This is a genomic window from Ciceribacter azotifigens, assembly GCF_048159625.1.
In the GTDB taxonomy this organism is placed as follows: Bacteria; Pseudomonadota; Alphaproteobacteria; order Rhizobiales; family Rhizobiaceae; genus Allorhizobium; species Allorhizobium azotifigens.
Map to the genome: position 1 here is coordinate 68,777 of NZ_JBLQTA010000012.1, position 21,123 is coordinate 89,899.

General features: G+C 62.6%; 24 protein-coding genes. 14 read left to right on the plus strand and 10 right to left on the minus strand.

The annotated features are described in order from the left end of the window. Positions 1-63: 63 nt before the first annotated feature. The 7 genes from ACM6UT_RS16625 to fae all read left to right on the plus strand — a co-directional run bounded on the left by ACM6UT_RS16625 (position 64) and on the right by fae (position 6,475). On the plus strand, positions 64-1,050 hold the full coding sequence (locus tag ACM6UT_RS16625) for a beta-ribofuranosylaminobenzene 5'-phosphate synthase family protein (RefSeq protein ID WP_416798460.1): 987 nt from the start codon (positions 64-66) through the stop codon (positions 1,048-1,050). Between the two features lie 15 nt (positions 1,051-1,065). Beyond that, complete coding sequence (locus ACM6UT_RS16630) at positions 1,066-1,959, plus strand: NAD(P)-dependent methylenetetrahydromethanopterin dehydrogenase (protein ID WP_416798461.1); 894 nt, start codon at positions 1,066-1,068, stop codon at positions 1,957-1,959. A 4-nt stretch (positions 1,960-1,963) separates the two neighbouring features. Continuing rightward, positions 1,964-3,067 (plus strand): ATP-grasp domain-containing protein, encoded by a 1,104-nt coding sequence (locus ACM6UT_RS16635; RefSeq protein WP_416798462.1) that lies wholly within the window; start codon positions 1,964-1,966, stop codon positions 3,065-3,067. Continuing rightward, positions 3,064-4,023 carry a methenyltetrahydromethanopterin cyclohydrolase gene (gene mch / locus ACM6UT_RS16640; RefSeq protein ID WP_416798463.1) on the plus strand — a complete coding sequence of 320 codons (960 nt, stop codon included), beginning with the start codon at positions 3,064-3,066 and terminating at the stop codon, positions 4,021-4,023. The genes ACM6UT_RS16635 and mch overlap by 4 nt, the downstream gene beginning before the upstream one ends. A gap of 1 nt (position 4,024) precedes the next feature. Next, positions 4,025-4,954 carry an ATP-grasp domain-containing protein gene (locus ACM6UT_RS16645; RefSeq protein ID WP_416798527.1) on the plus strand — a complete coding sequence of 310 codons (930 nt, stop codon included), beginning with the start codon at positions 4,025-4,027 and terminating at the stop codon, positions 4,952-4,954. Next, positions 4,954-5,808 (plus strand): triphosphoribosyl-dephospho-CoA synthase, encoded by an 855-nt coding sequence (locus ACM6UT_RS16650; protein ID WP_416798464.1) that lies wholly within the window; start codon positions 4,954-4,956, stop codon positions 5,806-5,808. Before ACM6UT_RS16645 ends, ACM6UT_RS16650 begins: the two co-directional genes overlap by 1 nt. 160 nt (positions 5,809-5,968) lie before the next feature. Further along, entirely contained in the window at positions 5,969-6,475 is a 507-nt protein-coding gene (gene fae, locus ACM6UT_RS16655; RefSeq protein ID WP_416798528.1) for a formaldehyde-activating enzyme, read from the plus strand. A 121-nt stretch (positions 6,476-6,596) separates the two neighbouring features. Here fae and ACM6UT_RS16660 read toward each other — a convergent pair whose 3' ends face one another. Then, positions 6,597-7,322 (minus strand): HisA/HisF-related TIM barrel protein, encoded by a 726-nt coding sequence (locus tag ACM6UT_RS16660; RefSeq protein WP_416798465.1) that lies wholly within the window; start codon positions 7,320-7,322, stop codon positions 6,597-6,599. Positions 7,323-7,354: 32 nt separating this feature from the next. On the opposite strand from ACM6UT_RS16660, the gene ACM6UT_RS16665 reads away from it, so the two are divergent. Continuing rightward, positions 7,355-8,434 (plus strand): hydantoinase/oxoprolinase family protein, encoded by a 1,080-nt coding sequence (locus tag ACM6UT_RS16665; RefSeq protein ID WP_416798466.1) that lies wholly within the window; start codon positions 7,355-7,357, stop codon positions 8,432-8,434. Here the strand turns inward: ACM6UT_RS16665 and ACM6UT_RS16670 are convergent. Genes ACM6UT_RS16670 through ACM6UT_RS16690 form a run of 5 tightly spaced genes read right to left on the minus strand, consistent with a single transcriptional unit; the run spans position 8,431 to position 12,748 of the window. Further along, positions 8,431-8,994: a DUF447 domain-containing protein gene (locus ACM6UT_RS16670; RefSeq protein WP_416798467.1), complete on the minus strand. Its 564-nt coding sequence runs from the start codon at positions 8,992-8,994 to the stop codon at positions 8,431-8,433. The two genes, ACM6UT_RS16665 and ACM6UT_RS16670, sit on opposite strands and share 4 nt — an antisense overlap. Then, positions 8,991-10,388 (minus strand): DUF6513 domain-containing protein, encoded by a 1,398-nt coding sequence (locus ACM6UT_RS16675; protein ID WP_416798468.1) that lies wholly within the window; start codon positions 10,386-10,388, stop codon positions 8,991-8,993. Before ACM6UT_RS16675 ends, ACM6UT_RS16670 begins: the two co-directional genes overlap by 4 nt. Next, on the minus strand, positions 10,381-10,932 hold the full coding sequence (locus ACM6UT_RS16680) for a flavoprotein (RefSeq protein ID WP_416798469.1): 552 nt from the start codon (positions 10,930-10,932) through the stop codon (positions 10,381-10,383). The genes ACM6UT_RS16675 and ACM6UT_RS16680 overlap by 8 nt, the downstream gene beginning before the upstream one ends. After that, on the minus strand, positions 10,929-11,567 hold the full coding sequence (locus ACM6UT_RS16685) for an amino acid kinase family protein (protein WP_416798470.1): 639 nt from the start codon (positions 11,565-11,567) through the stop codon (positions 10,929-10,931). Before ACM6UT_RS16685 ends, ACM6UT_RS16680 begins: the two co-directional genes overlap by 4 nt. After that, the gene (locus ACM6UT_RS16690) at positions 11,564-12,748 is read right to left on the minus strand and encodes a (5-formylfuran-3-yl)methyl phosphate synthase (RefSeq protein WP_416798471.1); all 1,185 of its coding nucleotides are present in this window, start codon (positions 12,746-12,748) and stop codon (positions 11,564-11,566) included. Before ACM6UT_RS16690 ends, ACM6UT_RS16685 begins: the two co-directional genes overlap by 4 nt. A gap of 206 nt (positions 12,749-12,954) precedes the next feature. On the opposite strand from ACM6UT_RS16690, the gene ACM6UT_RS16695 reads away from it, so the two are divergent. From ACM6UT_RS16695 to ACM6UT_RS16720, 6 genes are all read left to right on the plus strand, one after another. After that, the gene (locus tag ACM6UT_RS16695; protein ID WP_416798529.1) at positions 12,955-14,130 is read left to right on the plus strand and encodes an ABC transporter substrate-binding protein; all 1,176 of its coding nucleotides are present in this window, start codon (positions 12,955-12,957) and stop codon (positions 14,128-14,130) included. Between the two features lie 19 nt (positions 14,131-14,149). Further along, on the plus strand, positions 14,150-15,124 hold the full coding sequence (locus ACM6UT_RS16700; protein WP_416798472.1) for a YVTN family beta-propeller repeat protein: 975 nt from the start codon (positions 14,150-14,152) through the stop codon (positions 15,122-15,124). A gap of 29 nt (positions 15,125-15,153) precedes the next feature. After that, on the plus strand, positions 15,154-15,609 hold the full coding sequence (locus ACM6UT_RS16705; protein WP_416798473.1) for a cupredoxin domain-containing protein: 456 nt from the start codon (positions 15,154-15,156) through the stop codon (positions 15,607-15,609). 69 nt (positions 15,610-15,678) lie between these two features. After that, positions 15,679-16,488 (plus strand): ABC transporter ATP-binding protein, encoded by an 810-nt coding sequence (locus ACM6UT_RS16710; RefSeq protein WP_416798474.1) that lies wholly within the window; start codon positions 15,679-15,681, stop codon positions 16,486-16,488. Beyond that, on the plus strand, positions 16,485-17,357 hold the full coding sequence (locus ACM6UT_RS16715) for an ABC transporter permease (RefSeq protein WP_416798475.1): 873 nt from the start codon (positions 16,485-16,487) through the stop codon (positions 17,355-17,357). The genes ACM6UT_RS16710 and ACM6UT_RS16715 overlap by 4 nt, the downstream gene beginning before the upstream one ends. Further along, positions 17,354-17,977 carry a hypothetical protein gene (locus ACM6UT_RS16720; RefSeq protein WP_416798476.1) on the plus strand — a complete coding sequence of 208 codons (624 nt, stop codon included), beginning with the start codon at positions 17,354-17,356 and terminating at the stop codon, positions 17,975-17,977. The genes ACM6UT_RS16715 and ACM6UT_RS16720 overlap by 4 nt, the downstream gene beginning before the upstream one ends. Here ACM6UT_RS16720 and pqqE read toward each other — a convergent pair. The 4 genes from pqqE to pqqB are packed head-to-tail and all read right to left on the minus strand — an operon-like array spanning position 17,942 to position 21,052. Continuing rightward, positions 17,942-19,069 carry a pyrroloquinoline quinone biosynthesis protein PqqE gene (gene pqqE, locus ACM6UT_RS16725; RefSeq protein ID WP_416798477.1) on the minus strand — a complete coding sequence of 376 codons (1,128 nt, stop codon included), beginning with the start codon at positions 19,067-19,069 and terminating at the stop codon, positions 17,942-17,944. The two genes, ACM6UT_RS16720 and pqqE, sit on opposite strands and share 36 nt — an antisense overlap. Beyond that, a complete protein-coding gene (gene pqqD / locus ACM6UT_RS16730) occupies positions 19,066-19,362 on the minus strand; it encodes a pyrroloquinoline quinone biosynthesis peptide chaperone PqqD (RefSeq protein WP_416798478.1) in 297 nt (98 codons plus the stop codon). Before pqqD ends, pqqE begins: the two co-directional genes overlap by 4 nt. After that, positions 19,362-20,117, minus strand: coding sequence for a pyrroloquinoline-quinone synthase PqqC (pqqC, locus tag ACM6UT_RS16735; RefSeq protein ID WP_416798479.1), 756 nt, complete (start codon positions 20,115-20,117; stop codon positions 19,362-19,364). Before pqqC ends, pqqD begins: the two co-directional genes overlap by 1 nt. Next, positions 20,114-21,052 carry a pyrroloquinoline quinone biosynthesis protein PqqB gene (gene pqqB / locus ACM6UT_RS16740; RefSeq protein WP_416798480.1) on the minus strand — a complete coding sequence of 313 codons (939 nt, stop codon included), beginning with the start codon at positions 21,050-21,052 and terminating at the stop codon, positions 20,114-20,116. The genes pqqC and pqqB overlap by 4 nt, the downstream gene beginning before the upstream one ends. Between the last annotated feature and the right edge of the window lie 71 nt (positions 21,053-21,123).

Sequence of the window (21,123 nt, forward strand, 5' to 3'; positions counted from 1 at the left end):
TGCGACCAAAAGACGATATCATATCCGCGGGCCCGATATTCTAGATTGTTAGAATTACATCAAATGTCGGACTCCGTCACCATTCAAGTCCCTGCACGCTTGCATCTCGGTTTCCTCGACATTCCGGGCAAGACGAGCGGGCGTTTCGGCAGCATAGGTCTTCCCCTCGAGACGATCTCCACCGTCCTGACGGTCGCCAGGGCGCGAGAAACCAGCGTCGAGGGCGGGGAACAGGCGCGCATTCGCGCGCATATCGCCAAACTAAGCGCCCATCTCGGGATCGACGGCCATCACAAGGTGATCGTGCACCGCACGATCCCGAGTCACTCCGGCCTCGGATCGGGAACGCAGCTCGCCCTTGCGGTCTCCGCGGCGCTCAGGACGCTTCATCAACTCCCGTTCGCCATTCGCGACGACGCCGTCTTCCTCGGCCGCGGCACGCGCTCCGGCATCGGCATTGCGGCATTCGATCGTGGCGGACTGATCATCGACGCTGGCAAGGGGCAGGACGACCAGGCTCCGACCGTGATCTCGCGAATTCCCTTTCCCGAGAACTGGCGCATCATCCTCGTGTTCGACCATCGCCATGAAGGTATCCACGGAGAGGCCGAAATCACCGCCTTCCGCGCTCTGCCACCGTTTGCCGAGACGAGCTCGTCGACCATCTGCCGCACGACGCTGATGGCGCTGATGCCCTCTCTGATCGAAGGCGATCTCGCAACCTTCGGAAAGGCTGTAGAGACGATCCAATACGAGATCGGCCGCTATTTTGCCCCCGCACAGGGAGGCCTCTTCACCAGCAAGGCGGTCGAAACCGCCGTGCGCAAGCTCGCGGTTCACGGCGCGGTCGGCATCGGACAGAGCTCCTGGGGCCCGACCGGCTTTGCCTTCACCGAGTCGCAGGAGGCGGCAGAACAGATCGTCGACGACGCCGGCATCGATCAACCGGGCCTCAGTACCCGCATCGTGCCCGCACGAAATCTCGGCGCGAAAATCACCCAGACGGTGATGCCGCCGCAGTTCGGTCTGAGACAAGGGCGCTTTCACTGAGGAGGAACGAGAACCTTGAGCCGCAAGACCATTCTCCACATGCTCACGCCGCTGAAGCAGATGAGCCCATTCGACGTCAACATGGCGCTCGATGCCGGATATGACCACGTCATCCCCTATACCGACGTAACGCTCGCCGACGTCGGCAATCTCGTGCAGGACGCGATCTTCTCGCGGCCTCCGGATGCGGGGGTGGCAACGGGGATCTTTCTTGCCGGGAAGGACGCGGCACTGGCGCTCGACATGCTCGACGCAGCAAGGATGGCCATGGTCCCACCGTTCGAGGTTTCGGTGTTCGCCGATCCTGCCGGGTCCTTCACGACAGCGGCCGCGATGGTGGCGAAGGTCGAGAAGGCGCTGGCGAAACATCATGGTCGCGACCTGAACGGAGCAAAGGTCGCGATCTTCGGTGCGACAGGCGTCGTTGGCTACTGCACCGCTGTCATCGCGGCAAAGGAAGGCGCGATCGTCACCATCGTCGGCCATGACGGCGTCGAACGCGTCCGGCACATTGCCCAATCGGTGAAGGACCGCTTCGGCATGAATATCGAGGCCGTCGACGGCTCCACGGAAGACAGCAAGGCGGCAATACTTGCGAGGGCGGAAATCCTGTTGACGGCCGCGAAGGCGGGCGTACAGGTGATCTCGTCAGAACAAATGAGATCGGCCGGAAAACTCCTCGTCGCCGCGGACGTGAACGCCGTTCCGCCAGCAGGCATCGAAGGTCTCAAGGTCAATGCCAACGGCGAGCCCCTCCATGGGCAGGCGATCGGCATCGGTCCCCTGTCGATCGGCAACGTCAAGTACAAGACCCAGGCGGGTCTCTTTGCGCAGATGATCTCCGCTGAAAAACCCGTGATCTTTGATTTCCAGGATGCCTTCACCCTTGCCCGCAGTCTCGCCAAATAGCCCCATGATCCTGGTGGTGGCAATTTCCGGGCGGTCGCTCGCCACGGCGGCGCGCCGGGCGGGGTATCGCGTGCTGGTGGCTGATCTCTTCAACGACACCGACACCTGCCGGATGGCGCAACGGGCGACGATCCTGCCGGGCAGCCTGCACGACGGAATCGATGGCAGGGAGATCCTCCCGAGCCTCCGGAGACTTGTCGGAGAGGACCGGCCGGAGGCACTCGTCTACGGCTCGGGCTTTGAACGCAGGCCGGAGATCGTCGACATGCTGGCGGAGACTTTTCCGCTTGCCGGTAACAGCGCGGGTGCGATCAGGCGGGTGAAGGATCCCCTGTCGCTGGCGTCGCTCTGCGCCGAAATAGGTATCCCCCATCCGGAAGTCCGCTTCGATGCGCCGGACGATCGACGAGGCTGGCTGACAAAGGTTCCCGGTGGCGCCGGCGGCTCCCATGTGCGACCGGCCACGTCTTTCGGTTCCTCTCCGTCGGGCAGCTATTTCCAGCGGCACGTTCCGGGGGTGGGTATCTCCGCCCTGTTCCTCGCCGGGCGAGGTCGTGCACGCGTCGTCGGCTACAGCCGCCAGTGGTCCTCGCCCACGGCCACGAGCCCGTTCCGCTACGGCGGCGCCGTTCGCCTCCCACGTCTTCCGCGGGAAAAAGGAGAGAAGATCAGCCACTGGCTGAACGGTCTCGTTGCCCGGACGGGGCTGATCGGCCTCTGCAGCGCGGATTTCATTGACGGGCCGGAAGGAACGTTCCTTCTGGAGATCAACCCGCGTCCGGGCGCGACACTCGACATTTTCGACGGGGAAGACACGCCGTTGCTGACCCAACATCTTCGCGCGGTTCGCGGCGAGAATATCGACATCCCCCGTTTCACAGGGGTGATGGCGTCGGCGGTGGCCTATGCCGCGGGGCCGATTCCCAGCTTCCCCGATCTGGACTGGCCGCCGCTGACTGCGGACCATCAGCGCCCCGGCTCCGAGCTCGACGCGGGCGATCCGGTCTGCACGGTGCTCGCGCAGGCCCGCTCCGCTGCTGCGGCTGAAAAGGCCGTGATGAAACGGATCAGCGAACTGGCACCCCATTGGGAGGAGATTACAGGATGAAGGACGGAGAAGCCTTCCTGAACAGAAGCGCCCAACAGATCGTTGACCGCATGGTCACCGAAGCCGAACGGCTCGGCATCAGCCATAGCCGCGGCAACCTCGGAGAACACCTCATTGACGCCGGAGCGAGAAGCCCGGGCTCCCTCGAAGCCGGGCTTCGCATGGTCGATATCTGCATGGGCGGACTCGGCAGCGTATCGGTAAGTCTCGACCGGCATACGTCGCGTTGGCCGCTTTCGATCGACGTCCGCTCGTCCCAAGCGGTCCTTGCCTGCCTCGCCAGCCAATACGCCGGATGGCAACTGAGCCACGAGAAATACTTCGCCATGGGATCAGGGCCGGTGCGTGCGCTCGCGCGTGTCGAGCCGCTGTTCCAGGAGATCAGCTACAAGGAGCCCAACGCCGAAAGCTCGGTCGTCGTTTTAGAGACGGCAACGCCGCCGCCCACGGCCATCGTCGAGAAAGTGGCCAAGGCCACCGGGCTCACACCGGACCGGCTCACCTTCGTCTATGCGCCGACGCAGAGCATCGCCGGCTGCGTCCAGATTGTCGGCCGCGTGCTGGAGGTGGCGCTGCACAAGGCGCACGACCTGAAGTTCCCGCTGGATGCCATTGTCGACGGCATCGGAAAGGCGCCGATCCCGGCACCGCATCCCGACTTCCTGAAGGCGATGGGGCGCACGAACGATGCGATCATCTATGGCGGCCTCGTCCAGCTGTTCGTCCGGGGTTCCTCGGCGGCTGCCCGCGATCTTGCCGAACACCTGACAAGCGAGGGATCACGCGACTACGGCCAGCCCTTCGCGGAAATCTTCCGCAAGTTCAACGGCGACTTCTACGCCATCGACCCGCACCTCTTCAGCCCGGCCGAGGTGATCGTTACGGCGATCGAGACCGGTGAGACCTTCCGTGCCGGAAAGACGAATATCGACATGCTGGAGCAGTCCCTTGGCTGACATGACACCGCCTGTCCTGCGGGACAAGATACTGATTACCTCCGACCGTACCGACAGCCAGGTGCAACAGCTGAGCGCCGCCTTCGCGCGGCTTGGCATGGACGCCGTCTTCCTGCGGCTGGCCGATATCGCCTTCGATTCCCGCCACGTGTCCGGCATCGCCATTCCGGGATTCGACGGAGCGCTGCCGGCGGCGGTCATCGTTCGCTCGATCTCCTCCGGCAGCTTCGAAGCCGTCACGCGTCGGCTCGGGATCCTGCATGCGTTCGGCCATCTCGGCGTGCCGGTGTGGAATTCGGCAAAGGCGATCGAACGCTGCGTCGACAAGTCGACGACGACATTTCTCATGGCTCGCGCCGGCCTTCCGGTGCCGGAAACTTTCGCTGTCGAGTCGATCGCCAATGCCCGCGCCATCGCCGAACGCGAGCTGCCGAAGGGTCCGCTGGTCCTGAAACCGCTCTTCGGCTCCCAAGGTCGCGGCGTGCGGCTGATCGAGACGGTCGAGCAGTTGCCGGACGGGCTGGAGGTCGACGACGTCTACTATCTGCAGCGCTACGTCGCCAGACCCGGAACGACCTTTTGCGACTACCGGGTGTTCACCTGCAACGGCACGGTCCTCGGCATGATCGCACGTCGCGCGGACGGATGGGTGACCAACATCGCGAGAGGCGCGCGCGCGGAACCTGTGACGGGACCGCTTCGTCCGGCACTGGAAACACTCGCGCTTTCCGCCGCCGCGGTAATCGGAACGGACTTTTCGGGGATCGATATCATCCCGGCGGCAGACGGCAGGCTCCAGCTTCTCGAGGTCAACAGCATGCCCGCATGGACGGGACTGCAGTCGGTGATCCCGGTCCGGGTCGCGGAGTGTATCGCGGAAGCACTGGTGTCCCACATCGCCCCCGCGGAAGGAGAGAGGCCCGCCGCCTGATGCCGAAACCCGCGGAAATCGATCGAGCCTATCGCCAGGCCTGCCGGATGGAAATCGAGGCGCTGAAGCCTGGAAACGTGCATCGCTTCGCCGACGGGCACCGCATGTCGGCGCAACAGTTTCTGGACAGCGCGGAGGTATCGGCGTCCGCGGTCTGTCATCCTGGATGGCCGGTCGGGCGACGAATCCTCGACGCCATCCGCGCGACGCAGGAAGCCGTCGGCACCAATACCAACCTCGGGATTGTGCTGCTTTGCGCTCCGCTGGCCAAGGCTGCGGAAGCGGGAGGAGACGACCTTCAGAAGGAGCTAGCAACCGTCCTAGGCGCGATGGATGACGGTGACGCGCAGGACGTCTTTCGGGCGATCACGCTTGCCAACCCCGGAGGGCTTGGCGAGGCGGAAAACGACGTCGCGGAACCGCCGAGAGTGCCACTCCTTGTCGCGATGGGCGAAGCCGCCGACCGCGATCTGATCGCCCGGCAATACGTGAGCGACTTTGCCGATATCTTCTCAGGCGGGCTTGCCGCCTATAATGCCGCAAGCCGCGGAGAAGAGGGCATGTGGCCAACCGTCTTTACCTATCTGCATTTCCTCTCGGAATTCCCCGACAGCCACGTGGCCCGCAAGCATGGCACCGCAACGGCTGAGAACGTCCGTCTGGAGGCGATTTCGGTCACGAACAAAGCAGGCCGAATCGCGGATGAAGCGGAACGACTGCGGCTGCTCTCCGATTTCGACCGAAGGTTGAAAGCCGCAGGCATCAACCCCGGCACCTCGGCGGACCTGACAGTCGCGACAGTTTTCGCCGAGAGGCTCAACTTCGTCTTGCATAATTCGCAGGTAAATGCTTGAATTTCTCCGGCGGAAGATTGGGCTTCTGCTGCTATCTGGCCAACCGACCCGAGTACAATGGGTGCTGTGAACAAGGATAGCTGTCCATCGAGCGTCGTGTCTCGAAGGTACGGCATCTTTGGACAAACCATTTTGGAACGGTACAGGGAGGTACATGGCCGTGGCAAAAATCAATAAAGTTCTGGTTGGCGAATCTCTTGTTGGCGACGGTAACGAAGTCGCCCACATCGACCTTCTCATCGGCCCGCGCGGAAGTGCGGTCGAGTCTGCATTCTGTAATGCCCTGACGAACAACAAGGACGGATTTACCTCCCTCCTTGCAGTTATTGCCCCCAATCTGCCTTGCAAGCCCAACACCGTGATGTTCAACAAGGTGACCATCAAAGGGGCCAAACAGGCCGTTCAGATGTTCGGTCCCGCCCAGTATGGCGTCGCCAAGGCGGTACAGGACAGCGTCGCGGACGGCACCATTCCTGCAGACGAAGCGGACGACGTCTTCATCTGCGTCGGCGTCTTCATCCACTGGGAAGCCTCCGACGACGCCAAGATCCAGGACTTCAACTACAGGGCGACCAAGGAAGCCATTCAGCGTGCCGTTGCCGGCAAGCCGACGGCGGCCGAAGCGACCGCACAACGCGATCAGGTCAAGCATCCGTTCGGTGCATAGACACGAGACAACCCCGCACAGAGCACGCCCTCTGTGAATTCGGATGGCCTGTTGCGCCGGTTGGCTAAGATCTTCGGATTCTGAAGCATGGAAAGAGGGAGAAATCCCTCTTTCCAGTCACTCAACGGTCCTGCGCGACGGTGTCCGTTCCTTCCATCATTCCGGCAATGGCCTCACGCGTCAGCGTCCCGTTGTGAATCGACGTGGCGACGAGCGCGGCCGAAATGCCCATGTCCTCAAGCCTCCGCAGGTCGGTAGCGTTGCGAACGCCGCCTGCGGCGATGACCTGCCGCGTGCCCGCGCGCAGTTTGATCTCCGCGAGACGGGCGAAGTCGGGGCCGGTCTCCGAACCGACACGAGCGAGGGTCATGACGATGACGCGGGAGGGCCAGAGGTCAGAGCGGGCCAGCACCTCCTCCGGTCCGGCAAACGCCTCACCTCGGAAGTCGAGAGAGAGAATGGCGCGGGGATAGGCTGAAAAGTGCGTGAGGAAATCCGCATCCAGAAGCGATTCCGATCCGATGACCGGCGCCACGCCAGGCAAGGCGTGTGCACGCGCAAGGCTTTCCGAACTCGGAAAACCGGCATCGAGCCAGAGTCCCGGCGCCGGTGTCAGGCGCCCAAGACGGAGGGCGGCGGAACAGTCGCCCGTGTGGCCTCCGATCGCGTCGAGATCCGCGACATAGAAGATGGGAAAGGGGTAGACACTGCGTAAGCCTTCTGCGACGTCTTCCAGGGCGGGCCGGATGCTCAACGGCGTCTCGATCGGGCGATACGACTGCCGTTCGCCGCGGCGGGCATGGACGACGAGAGCATCTTTGATGTCGAGAACCGGAATGATAAGCACGAGCAGAACCCCAAAGAAGGACGAACCACTCCATGGAAGACCGGAATTCCGCAGAAGGAAAGCGCTTTGTCGCCGGATGGGACATCGGCGGCGCTCATCTGAAGATGGCGCTCTGCGAGAATGGTGTCATCACGCATGCGGCCACGCTGAAGACATCGATGTGGCTCGGCATCGATGAGGTCCGGCGGGGCCTCGAGTCCTTGCGGGCGGAAGTGCCGGCGAGCGCCGCAAATGCCTTCACCATGACGGCCGAGCTTTCCGACGGATTTGCCGATCGGAGCGAAGGTGTAGAGGGCATTCTATCGTTGATCGAAGAAGAGTTCGGTACGGAGAACACGCGTACCTACGCCGGTCGCGCCGGCTTCACCGATACCGTGAGCGCACGCGGCCTTGCGCCCGACATCGCGTCCGCCAACTGGCACGCGACGGCCGCGCTCGCCGCAAGCGTGGTCGGAGAAGCCCTGTTCGTCGACATGGGTTCAACGACGACCGACATCCTCGCGCTGCGGGACGGCGTGGTTGCAAACACGGGCTATTCCGACGCGGGACGCCTGCTCTCCGGCGAACTGGTCTATACCGGCTTCACGCGATCGGCGCTGATCGGCATCGCCGAACGCGTGCCTGTCTGTGGCACAATGACGCCGCTGATGAATGAGTACTTCGCCAACACAGCCGACATCGCCCGAATTCTAGGCATGCTCGACGAGGCGGATGACCAGTATCCCTCAGCCGACCGGCGGGAAAAGACAGTGACCGGATCGATCGGCCGGCTGGCCCGGATGATCGGTCGGGACGGTCCGGACCTTTCGCCCGACGAATGGAGCGGCATTGCACTCTGGTTCAGCGAGCATCAATTACGGATGATGCACGACGGCGCTTTCCGCGTCGCGGCCGATCATCGGCTTGTCCGTGGAGCTCCTGTGGTCGGCGCCGGCATCGGCCGACCACAGATCAAGAGACTTGCCGCAAGGCTGGAACGGCCGTTTGTCGACTTCGGAACGTTGATCAACGCCCTCGAGCCCGTCCGCAACGCCGCCTGCAAGGCGGCGTCGGCCGCCGCTGTGGCTTTGCTCGCGGACGCGGAGATCAGTAAGCCTGCGGAAGCAGGCTAGCCTGCTGTCCGGTGCTGCTCGACCCGTTCCATGAGCCAGTTCCAGGCCTGCTGCTCGTCAGGGCCGGACGTCTTGTCGACGGCGATCTTCAGGTAGTCGATCTCCCGCTCGACCTTATCCTTTGGCAGCATGTGCAACCGGCTCACCAGAATGGCGAGTTCCAGCACGGCGGCCTTGGCTCTGTTGAGCCCGGTGAAAGGCGCATGCGTTGCCTCGCCGACGACCTTGCAGAAATGTCGCGGACGCACGCCGTCGTCGTCGACTGACACCACCTGCAGCAATGAATGGCTGAGCGCCGACTGCAACCGCGGCACCGGCCAGTCGGCGACGGGTACGAGCGGCCAGTCCTTCCGTCCGGTCAGGCAACCCGCGAAAACCAACATGTCATCCGTGTAGTTTGCCACGGCGGACGGCACCGCAGCGAGATTGTCGAGCGTTCGGGAGGGCCGAAAGGGCGCGATCACCCAGCCGTCGCCCTCGGCAATGATGCCGAGCGGCGCAATATGCGGCTTGCCGGCGGCATCGACAGTGGTCACGATCACTTCGCGAATGTAGCTCACTGGCCCCCCTTCTTGGCACGCAGCGTGTGGCCCGCTTCGACGAGCCGCGTCCGGTCATCTGTCTTCTCCGGGACGGCAACCCCCCAGGCGAGCGGCTCGTCCTGCACGTAACGTTTGCCGAGTCTCCAGGCGATCTCCGCCTTGGTGAGCTCCGCACCGAGATAGAAGGCGTGCGCACCGTCGGCCGCAACGTCGAGATCCGGGAAAAAGGCGAAAGCATCCTGTCCGGTCCGGTGACCCCGCGCATTGAAGACATGCACACCGTCGGGTGCCGTCATGATCCGGAAGTTGGCGTCGCGGACAGTGCTCGCCAGAGCCGCGATATCGTCGTGCGAATAGGGGAACGGCTTGCGGTCATGCACCTGCAGCAGTCCCGGATCGTAGCCCTTCGGCAGCGCACCGTCCTGCTTGGCAGCATACATGATCCGGCGCGCACGATCATGCTCTTCCACCGTCCGCCCGGTGTGCGGGCTGACATTGACGACCAGTACATTCCCAATCGAGAGCTCGGAACAGACGCCCAGGAGCACGGCCGTAACGCCGGAGGAATCGGCATCCGTGAGTTCGGTCAGGTTTCCCGTGCCCATCAGCACCGGGACGTCCGGCCAGCGCCGGCGCGCCTCGATAAAGCGGCCGAGCGAAGCTGCAAAACCGAAATGGATGGGATCGAGGACCGGATCGACGATGAAGTCGATGCCCGCCTCGCGCGCCATGTCGATGACACGCCCGAGAGAATCGAGATCACCGGGAACAGCAGGGATCAGAACCGGTGTGACCTTGTAACGGGTGGCAAGGTCAAGCGTGTGTTCGGTGAGGCTCAGGAGAAAGTCCGCCCCCGCCTCCGCCGCCACCTCCAGTTCGGCGAGATCGGCGGAATCGACGCTGACGGCCAGCCCCTCCGCCTTCAGGCGCCGAATGGCATCGCGCAAATGACCGAAAGGCGTATCCGGCAGACATCCAAGATCGATGACATCTGCCCCCGCTTCGGCCAGCGCGCGGGCACGCTCCAGCAGCAGGTCGATCGGTAGCGCCGACGCATCGACGATCTCGGCGAATATACGCAGGTCGTGGCGTGAGAGATCGACGGCCCTCCCCTTGCGTCCGAGGAAGGCCGGCAGATCCGCGATCTCATCGGGTCCCCGAACAAAGCGGACGCCGAATTCCGCCGTCAGTCGCTCGATATCTCCCCGGAAACGACCGGGAAGAATGACGCGACCCACCGCGGAAGGACATTTGAACCGCCGCTTGATGATCTCTTCCGTCATCAGGGCCGCGACTTTGACGCCGATATCGACAATGTCATAGGTGAAATCCCTGTTCTCCATCCCGGCGAGAACATTCTCGAGCCTGGTCTTTGCCAGATGTCCGGTCAAAAAGACGAGATGTTCAACCATCGCCGGCAAGCGCCTCCCTGCGATGTGCAATCGCGAGTCTGAGCTCGGCCAGCGACTCGACGACCTGTGTGCGCTCGAACGTCTTGAGCTTCGCAGTATTCTCGAGATCGACCCGCCGCGGATAGACCTTCACCAGTCCGCCCGGCGCCATGGTCTCCAGCTCCGGCGCGGTGTCGCAGGCAAAGACGATCGACGGTACACGGCATTTGCCGGCCTGCGCATAGACGTTCGTCGCCAAGGTGTCCGAAATACCGACGACGCATTTTGCGACAGTATTGGAGGTTGCCGGCGCAATGACGACGGTGTGATAGACGCCGTGATAGAAGCCGCCGACAGGAACCGAACTCGCCGTCTTGTCGTGCAGCACGCGCATCGTATCGGGAAAATCGAGCTTCAGCTTGTACATCCGCAGCACTTCGGCCGCGGCCTTCGACACGAAGACATCGCAGTGCGTGAGTGTATGGATGAGCTCGAAGCTTTCGACGAAGAAGTGTCCGGAGCCGGTCAGCACCCAGGCCCAGCGCGGCGTTTCAAGACGCGTCATGACCCGTGAACCTCCTCAAGCGCCTTGCGGACAACGAGACGACCCGGGATGTCCGACGCGGCAAGAACGTCCCGCGCACTCTCGAGACTCTCCGGTCCTGCTACGTAAAGCTCCGTTTCGCGGCTCAGCGCACGCGGCAGGTAATCATCGATCACTTGCCTTGCCACAAGCGTATCCAGCACCATCTCGTCGGGATCAATCGCTGCTTGCTTGATCAGGAGAAGCCTTTCCGCCCCAAGGCGAGCGGCCAGCCAGGCAGCCAGTGAGTCGGAAGTTACACGCCATGACCGCAGGATGTCGGGAGCTCCGCGCGTCATTGTCGACGGCAGCCAAACCGGCACGAGCCCGGCGTTCCAGGCCTGCTCCATGTCGCGGATCGTCATACTTGGTCGAAGCCGTTCGCTCCGCTCGGCGACGACAAGACCGAACTGGTCCATGGCAAGAATCGCCATGTCATGAGCAGCCTCGTCGGAATAGCCGAGCGGCTTCTGCATCGCGCGGACATGGTCTGCAAAGGGACCGCCTCCGGGCACCAGGACCAACGGCAAGGAAGCCTCCGCGAGGAGATCGATCCATTGCTGCATCTCGTTACTGCCGGCCGTGCTTCCTCCCAGCTTCACGACCAGCGGCTTCATGATGGCAGGCCCCCCTGCCCCTGCCGGGCGACCGCATGCCCGCCGGATCGCGCCCCGGCCCCGGCCGCACTCTGCCGGTCCTGCTTGCGCTCGATGATGACCCCGACCCCGCCCGGGCCGAGCTCCAGCTTTTCAGCCCGCACGACGACATTGGTCACGCGCGGATTTTCGAGCACGAACGCGGCGATCTGCTCGGCCAGCGTTTCGACCAGTTCGACATGGCCGCGCGCAACGAGCGAGCGGATGCCGTCCATGATGATGTCGTAGGAAACGACGTGCCGCATATCCTCGGGGTTCCGGGTGACCCGCAAGACGTCCGCCGTCACGTCGAAGCGCATCCGCTGTGTCTTGCCATGCTCGAAGCTGTAGGCACCGATTTCCACCGGAAGAACGAAATCCCGAACAAAGATCTTGTCGGTACCGAGGCCGAGTTCGGATGCATCCGGAAAGTACCCGCGCGCCGCCAGAAGCTTGTAGTCGACGCGCGATTGCGTGCCCGCCGGCTGTTCCTCGGGGATCAGCGCCCGCACCTTCAGCGCCGCGTCGCGATCGATCGCTGCGCCGCGATCCAGATTGCTGCACAGCGCGCCCCGAAAGCCGATGAAATCGGGATTATAGGCAAGAAGCCGCGGAACGTCCGGCGCCTCTAGCGACCCGGCCAGACCGGCTGTGAGCCCGCGGGCATGACAATCAGCGACGAAGATGCCGAGACGGTCGGTGCTCAGATGCTGCAGCAAGCGACCCTTCGTCTTGTCCGCAGTGTCGATCATCACACCGTGGAATCCGGCCTGTGCGAATACGTCGAGCACATTCTCGGGGTACACATGATCGGCGAAGAGAACCGCCACGAGCTTTTGGTGTGCCGCAATGCCGGAAACCGCCGCAGCACACTCCGCCAGACGCTCCGACGGAAAGAAGCCGATCTTGACGAAATCAACACCGGTCGTCGCCAACTCTTCGACCTTTGCGCGCACCACTTCCGCTTCCATCGGCAGGTCACCCGACGCGGCGCTGGTGGGCCGGCGACCATTCACGACGGCGACGATGTCGGCGATGTCTTTCGTATCCACGGCGCCGAGCGCACCGCGCGCGGGTTCCTTGAGATCGATGATATCGGCACCGATCTGCAGGGCGACTTCCGCTTCCTGCCGGTTCCGAACACTTGCCAGCATCTTGGTCATCAAAATTCTCCTCGCACGAAAGGGTTAGCGTCTCCGGGGCGACGAGAAAAGCGTAAATCGAGACTTGAGATTGCGGGTAGGTTGTATAAAAACAACTTGGGCACCTTTACTGCGTCAGCCGTCGTCACTCGTGTGACGGCGTGGGAAGTGGTTTTCCTGCGGAGAGCACGGTGCCTGAAACTCTCGCGTTTTTATTGGGCTTTTTTTTGCTGCTCGTCAATGCGGCGAACCTTCGTGCGCAGGATGCCGCCGCGTCGCCGGCGCCGACCGAAGTCAGCATCGGTTACCTGCGCGCCTACGAACCGCAACTGGCGCTGTCCATCCTCGACGTCCCCCCGCGTGACGAGGGCGTAGCCGGCGCGACGGTCGCGATCAACGACAACAACACGACGGGCAAGTTCCTCGGTCAATCCTTCAGTCTCGACGTCGTGGAGGTCAAATTCGAGGCGGACGTAGTCGCTACATTCAAGGAGATGCTGGCACGCGGCGACAAGTTCGTGCTGACCGACATCTCGGCTGCGCAATTGCTCTCGATCGCCGACCTCGCGCGCGAAAACGGCGTTCTGCTCTTCAACGTTGGCGCCACCGACGATGTGCTGCGCGAGGAAGAATGCCGCTCGAACGTCTTCCATACGGCGCCGACCCGAAGCATGCTGGCCGATGGTCTCGCGCAGTATCTCGTGTGGAAGCAGTGGCGCAAATGGGTGCTGCTCTACGGCTCGCACGAGCGCGACCAACTCTACGCCGACGCAATCCGGCGCGCTGCCACGCGCTTCGGCGCGACGATCGTCGAGGAGCGTCTCTACAAGGATACGGGCTCGGCCCGCCGCACGGATACGGGCGTCATCCAGGTGCAACGCCAGATGCCCGTCTTCACCCAGAACCTCCCGGAGCACGACGTCGTCATCGTTGCCGACGAAAGCGAAGTGTTCGGCAGCTACGTCCCGTACCGCACCTGGACACCACGTCCGGTCGCCGGCACCGCCGGGCTCATCCCTTCAAGCTGGCATCCCGCCAGTGAACAATGGGGTGGATCGCAGATCCAGAACCGCTTCTCCAAGGCAACTGGCAGGCGCATGCTGTCCAAGGACATGCAGGCATGGACCGCCGTGCGCATCCTCGGCGAAGCCGCGACCCGCACGCAGGGCAACGATCCGGAGAAGATCGAAGCCTTCATAAAGTCGGACGATTTCTCGATCGCGGCGTTCAAGGGGCAGAAGGTCACCTTCCGCACCTGGAACTGGCAGTTGCGCCAGCCGATCCTGTTGGGCGACGGCCGCGGAGTCGTCTCGACCTCCCCCCAGGAGGGTTTTCTTCATCAATTCTCGGAGCTCGACACGCTCGGCGTCGACCGGCCCGAAACCAAGTGCAAGCTGAAATAGGAAGAGTGGGAGAAGAGGAATGCAGCGACTTCTCAGGCAGCTTTGTTGCGCCGCCGTGGCGACGGTCATCGCCCAGCCCGCTTGGGCGAATGCGGTCTACGTGTCCAATGAAAAGGACAACACGGTGACCATCGTCGACTCCGGCACGATGGAACCGGTCAAGACGATCAATGTCGGGCAGCGCCCCCGCGGCATCACCGTCTCCCGCGACGGCAAGTTCCTCTATGTCTGCGCCAGCGACGACGACACCGTCGAGATCATCGACACGACGACGCACGAGATCGTCGGCAGCCTGCCATCGGGTCCGGACCCGGAGCTTTTCGTCCTCTCGCCTGACGGCAAGACGCTCTACGTCGCCAACGAAGACGACAACCTCGTCACCGTGATCGATGTCGAGCAGAAGACCGTGCTTGCCGAAATCCCGGTCGGCGTGGAGCCCGAGGGGATGGGCATAAGTCCCGACGGAAAAATCATGGTGAACACGTCCGAGACGACCAACATGGCCCACTTCATCGACACGGCGACCCACGAGATTGTTTCCAACGTGCTGGTCGACGCACGCCCGCGTTTCGCGGAATTCAAGCCTGACGGCTCGGAGGTCTGGGTCAGTGCGGAGATCGGCGGAACGGTTTCGGTGATCGACAATGCTAGCCGTGAGGTCAAACACAAGATCAGCTTCGAGATCCAGGGGCTGCGGTCCGAAGCCATTCAGCCCGTCGGCGTTCGCATCACCGCCGATGGCAAGAAGGCTTATGTCGCCCTCGGCCCCGCCAACCGTGTCGCGGTCGTCAATGCAGAGACCTACGAGGTGGAGAAATACGTCCTGGTCGGCCAGCGCGTCTGGCAGCTCGCGTTCACACCGGACGGCAAACACATCATCAGCACGAACGGACTTTCGAACGACATCACCTTCATCGACACGCAATCCGACGAGCCGGTCAAATCGGTGACGGTCGGCGCCCTGCCATGGGGCGTGACGGTGGCACCAAACTGATCTGCATCGAGAAAAACGGGAGGAAACGAATGTCCAAACTCAAGCTCGTCGCCTGTGCAGCCATCATAAGCCTGCTTTCAATCCAGCCTTACGCAGCCGCCCAGGAGGAGGATGACAACGACCAGCCGAAGGTTACACGCGCCAGCAAGAATCTGCCGGAACTGATCCTCGGCTCGAAGGAGGATGTCTACGCCGTCAACCAGAAAGACTTCGAACTCGTCGCTGGCCAGGGTTATCGCTGGAAGATCACGTCGGCGGCGGGCCTCGAATACAAGTTCGCGACCGACCTCTTCCGGAACGTCTGGATGAACCAGATCGTCATCGATGATCTGGAAGTGCACATGAACGGTGCTCCCGCCTGGCTGGAATTCGACGCCGAGGGAACGATCAACGTTCAGTTCACGACCGTCAGGCCGGGAGAATACACCTGGTCCGTGCCTGATCTCGCCGACAAGGGCATGAAGGGCAAGATCATCATCAAGTGACTGCCCACTTTCCGTGCAACACAGGAGCGGGTGGCTGCGTACGGCCACCCGCGGGAAGGGGAACCTCCAATGATCAAAGCCGGATTGCCCGAAGACGTGAATACGAAGCCGAAGCAGGATGCGGCACTACCTCCGCTGGAACTGAGTTCGGTCAGCTACAGCTACGGAACCCGCAAGGTCCTCGACGACGTCTCATTTTCGATCGAGGCCGGCAGGTTTGCGGTGCTGCTCGGTCTAAACGGCGCGGGCAAAACCACACTTTTTTCGCTGATCAGCCACCTGTTTTCGCCACAGACCGGCACGATCCGCATCTTCGGTCACGACATACGTCGCAAGGCCGGAGGTGCCCTTTGCCGCCTCGGCATCGTCTTCCAGGCACGCACTCTCGATCTCGATCTCACCGTCCAGCAGAACCTCGCCTATCACGCCTCTCTCCACGGGATCGGCTCGGGCGCGGCGCGGGATCGTATCCGGGAACTGCTTGCCTCGATCGACATGGGCGACCGGCTGCATGACAAGGCGCGCAGCCTCTCCGGAGGGCAGATGCGGCGGGTGGAAATCGTCCGTGCACTGCTCCATCGTCCGTCGTTGCTGCTGCTGGACGAGGCGACCGTCGGGCTCGACATCAAGTCAAGGGCGGCGATCCTCGCCGATATCCGACACCTCGTAGCGCAGGAAGGTACCAGTGTTCTCTGGGCCACCCACCTGATCGATGAAGTCAACCAGGCGGACCAGGTCGTGGTTCTGAACACCGGGAAGGTCGTCGCTGAAGGCGCCGTGGCCGATGTGATCCGACAGACGGGATCGACGACGCTGCATCAGGCATTCTCCAGGCTCACCGGCATCGTCGACATTCGCGGAGGAGGCGCGCGTCCATGACCGATATCGCAAGACATGATGGATCAATGTCGCATTGGGCGCCTCGCGAGCGGTTCGGGCCCCTGGAATATCTCGTCTGCCTGAAGGGTATTCTGAAACGCGAGGGCCTGCGCTACCTGAACCAGCGGGAACGCTTCATCTCTTCGCTCGTGCGGCCACTGCTCTGGCTGTTCATCTTCGCGGCGGGGTTCCGTCAGGTTCTCGGCGTCTCGATCATCCCACCTTACCAGACTTATGTGCTGTACGAAGTCTACATCACACCCGGCCTCTGCGGGATGATCCTCCTCTTCAGCGGCATGCAGTCTTCCCTTTCGATGGTCTACGACCGAGAGATGGGCAACATGCGGATCCTTCTCGTCAGCCCCTTCCCGCGTTGGTTCCTGCTGGTTTCGAAGCTTCTTGCCGGCGTCGCAGTGTCGATCGTGCAGGTCTATGTCTTCCTGGCGATCGCCTGGTTCTGGGATGTGAAGGCGCCTGTAGTAGGCTACTTTCTGGTGCTGCCGGCACTGTTCCTTTCAGGCCTGATGCTGGGTGCTCTCGGCATGCTCCTGTCATCCCTAATCCGGCAGCTCGAAAACTTCGCCGGGATCATGAATTTCGTGATCTTCCCGATGTATTTCGCATCCTCCGCGCTCTATCCGCTGTGGCGCGTGCAGGAAGCCTCCCCCCTGCTCTATCGGATCTGCCTGCTGAACCCGTTTACCTACGCCGTCGAACTGGTCCGTTTCGCTTTCTATGGTCAGATCGAATGGGCTTCCCTTCTGGTGGTTGCAGCCGTCACATTTCTGTTCCTGGCGGGCGCCATTCTCGCCTACAATCCGAGCCTGGGCCTGACGACCCGCAAGCAAGACACGGGAGGAAACACATGAGAACCTCGATCATTGCCGTGGTCGCTGCCGGGATCAGCATATTGCCGGGGCTGGCGGCGGCCGCCGGCAACACCGATCCGGACTGGCCCTGTGTCCAGCGCAAGGTGCCGGAACTCTCGGTCGCCCAGGTGTGGACAGGCGACGCGCTTCCCGAAGCGGCCAAGGACTGGAACAAGGACGCGGCCGTCGCGCAACTCGTCGACGAACTCGCAGCGCGACGTACTCCGATGGATGCGGCACAAAAGCAACTCGAGGCATTCGTGGCGACGCTGCCCGCCGACCAGGCCGACGAGAAGCTTGGGCAGGTCTTTCAGGGCCTGTTCGACAAGCTCAACCGGGAACGGGAACAGGTCATCTCCGGCATTGCCCGCTATGCCGGCAAACAGCGGCAACTGGCGGCCGATCTCCGCAAGAAGGCATCGGATGTCGACAAGCTCAGGCGCGATGCGAATGCCAATCCCACCGAACTGGAAAAGCAGAGTGACCAGCTGAAATGGGAAACGCGCGTTTTCGAGGAGCGCGTGCAGTCACTAAGCTACGTCTGCGAGGTGCCGACAATCATCGAGCAGAGGCTTTATGGCCTGTCAAAATTCATCGGCCAGCTCATCCCGAAGAGCTGACGGTGCGACACGCCCGATCCGTCTGTACTGGAGGCCAGCCGGCCCGACGACCTGCTCTTCTGCCAGTTCCGCCATGCGATGATGGAATGGCGACTTGATGCAGGCAGGATCGGTGGCGGCTGCGTCTCCGGCAATCGCCAGAGCCTGACAGCGACAGCCGCCCCAGTCGATTTCCTGACGATCGCAACTGCGGCACGGCTCGGGCATCCAGGCGGTGCCACGGAAGGCGTTGAACGCATCGGACCGATACCAGATATCCGTAAGAGTGTGCTGACCGAACCTTTCGAACGTCAGAGAGGGGATGGTCGCCGCAGCATGGCACGGCAGCACCATCCCGTCGGGGGTGACGACAAGGGCATCCCGCGCCCAGCCACCCATGCACGGCTTCGGATAGACGGCAAAATAATCCGGGGTCACGAAGTCGATCGCCATCACCCCGTGCAGCCGCTCCTGTGCCGCCTCGACGATCTCGACCTGCCGTTCGACATCGGCCCTGTCGGGCATCAGGGAGTTGCGGTTGAGAAGCGCCCAACCTGCATACTGGACGTTAGCGATTTCGAGCCGCTCCGCCCCGAGCGACAGGGCGAGTTCGATGAAGGCAGGCACTTCGTGCATGTTGTGCCGATGAATGGGCGCATTGATCGTAAGTGGGAGGCCGGCGGAACGCACCTGGCGAGCGGTCTCGAGCTTCTTTTCCTGCGCGCCCTTGTGATTGCCGATCAGCTCGGTTGTCGCAGCGTTGACGCCCTGGAAACTCAGCTGAACGTGGTCGAGGCCGGCATCCGCCATGGCCTGCATGCGCCCTTCGGGTATGCCGACCCCGGCGGTGATGAGGTTGGAATAGACCCCGCGGCGGGCGAGACAGGCGATCAATTCTTCAAGATCCGGCCGAAGCGTCGGCTCGCCACCGGAGAGGTGAACCTGCAGGACGCCGAGATCAGCGGCCTCTTCGAAGAGAGACAACCAGCTTTCCGTCGACAGTTCCCGGTCGGCCTTCAGAAGCTCCAGCGGGTTCGAACAATAGACGCATTGCAGCGGGCACCGATACGTGAGTTCGGCGAGCATGCCAAGCGGTGGAAGAATCTCGCTCATAACGCCACCACCAGCCTGTCCGCCCACTCCTGGAGAAAGTCTTCGACATCCTCGGCGATGTCCTCGGCCGGGGTTTCGTACTGCTCAGCCAACCGGTCTACGACTTCACCGACAGATCGCTGTCCGTCGCACAGCCGCAGAATCTCGAGACTGATCTCGTTCGGCCAATAGACCCGCTCCGGTGCCAGCAGAGCCCAGGCGTCCCGGACTGGGTCGAACTGCAGCCGGCAGTACCGCTTCAGCATCGGTCTGGACGACGTCGAAAGAACGACACGTTCCCTGACGAGGGTCATCATGCCGCCCCCGGATCGAAGGCGCCGGGCGGGATGTGCCCGTTCTCGCCATAGGCGTGTTCGAGCGCGTCCAGCATCGACCAGAGAATATCGCATTTGAAAACGAGCGCGTCGATGGCCGCCTGCTGCTTCCGGGGACTGTCGGCGTGCTTCAGCACATAAGCCAGCGCGAACTCCGCATCTCTCGACGCCTGCACGGGGCGCGGCTTGAAGTAGGCGAGGATATCCTCGGTTACATAGTCGTATTGGGCGAGCATGGCCGGTACGCGTTCGCCGATGATGACCGGTGAAAAGAGCTCGGTCAGCGAGGAGGCGACCGCTTCCAGAAGACTGCGTTCGGTACAGAACGAAAGATAGGCTCCGACCGCGAAACGGGTCGCCGGAAGCGCCAGACGCTCGCTCTTGACCATGTCTTCGTCGAGGCCGAGGCCTGTCGCCAGCTTCACCCAGCGCGCAATGCCGCCGTCCCAGCCGTTGGTTCCGTCATGATCTTCGATACGTTTGCGCCATTCGGCACGGAAGGCAGGATCTTCCGCCCGTGCCAGGATCATTGCGTCCTTCCGCGGAATGACCGCCTGATAGCAATAGCGGTTGAGGGCCCAGGCCTGGAGCTGCGCCTTACTCAGCGCGCCGGATACCATCTTGTGGTGCAGCGGATGGCGATTGTGATAGCGCGCCGCCCCCACCTCTCGCAGGAGCGCTTCGAGCGCGGCCGGTGTCAGTCCATTTTTCGCAGCACTGGAAAATCTGGTCATAGTCTGATCTCCATTCCATCATGACCGATCTCCCAGCCGTTCGCACGGACACCGTGGTGTTCGGGCGAACCCTCATCGAGGATCGGATTGGTGTTGTTGATGTGCACATAGATGCGTCTTGCGACCGGCACGTCGGCGAGAAGCGCCATCGAGCCCTGTGGCCCTGATATCTGCAGATGTCCCATGCGTTTGCCGGTCTTGGAGCCCACCCCGGCGGTGGGCATCTCGTCGTCGGTGAAAACGGTGCCGTCGAAGAACAGGCAGGCAGCACCGGACAGGCGAGCCTTGAGATTCCTGTCGACCGCAGCGCAGCCGGGAATGTAAAATGCCGAAGACGCGACCTCCGGCTCGAAGATCCGCAAGCCCACGGTATCACCCTCTTCGGTACCGAAGCCGTCGGCGGCGCGATCGGCATCCTCGAGGAAAAGCGCAATCTTGCCGGGAACAGAAAACGTCTCGACCAGGATGTCGGTCGGTTGTCCGTCGCTGTCGGCGATCGGTATCACGCCCGCAAGGGGCAGAAGGCGCCGTTCGACGTAATTCGGATCGAGCACATTGAAGATCGCATTTTGCTCGAGGACCTTGAGGACCCGATCGGTCGCGTAGATCACGAAGCGTTCGCGCTCCCTGAGGCTCAGCAGTCCGGCGATATGGTCGACGTCCGCATTCGTCAGCACGACAGCGCGAATAGGCGTCCCGCGAAGCTTGCCCTCTCGCGGCGGCTGCAGTTCCGGCGTGGCGTCGATCTGCGAGCGAATGTCCGGCGAAGCGTTGAACAGCACCCAGTCCCGGCCGTTCGCGCATGCTGCAAGGCTCGATTGGGTCCGCGGGCGAAATCCCTCTTCACCGCTGCGGGCCGCCCTGCTCAGCCGATAATTGCAGTTCCACTGCGGAAACCCTCCGCCTGCAGCGGATCCCAGGACTTTCAACAGCATCCGACCGATCGTCCTCCAGCAATGCATCGAAGGAGCCGCCCCGCCCGACACGGGCGGGGCGACCGAGTGTC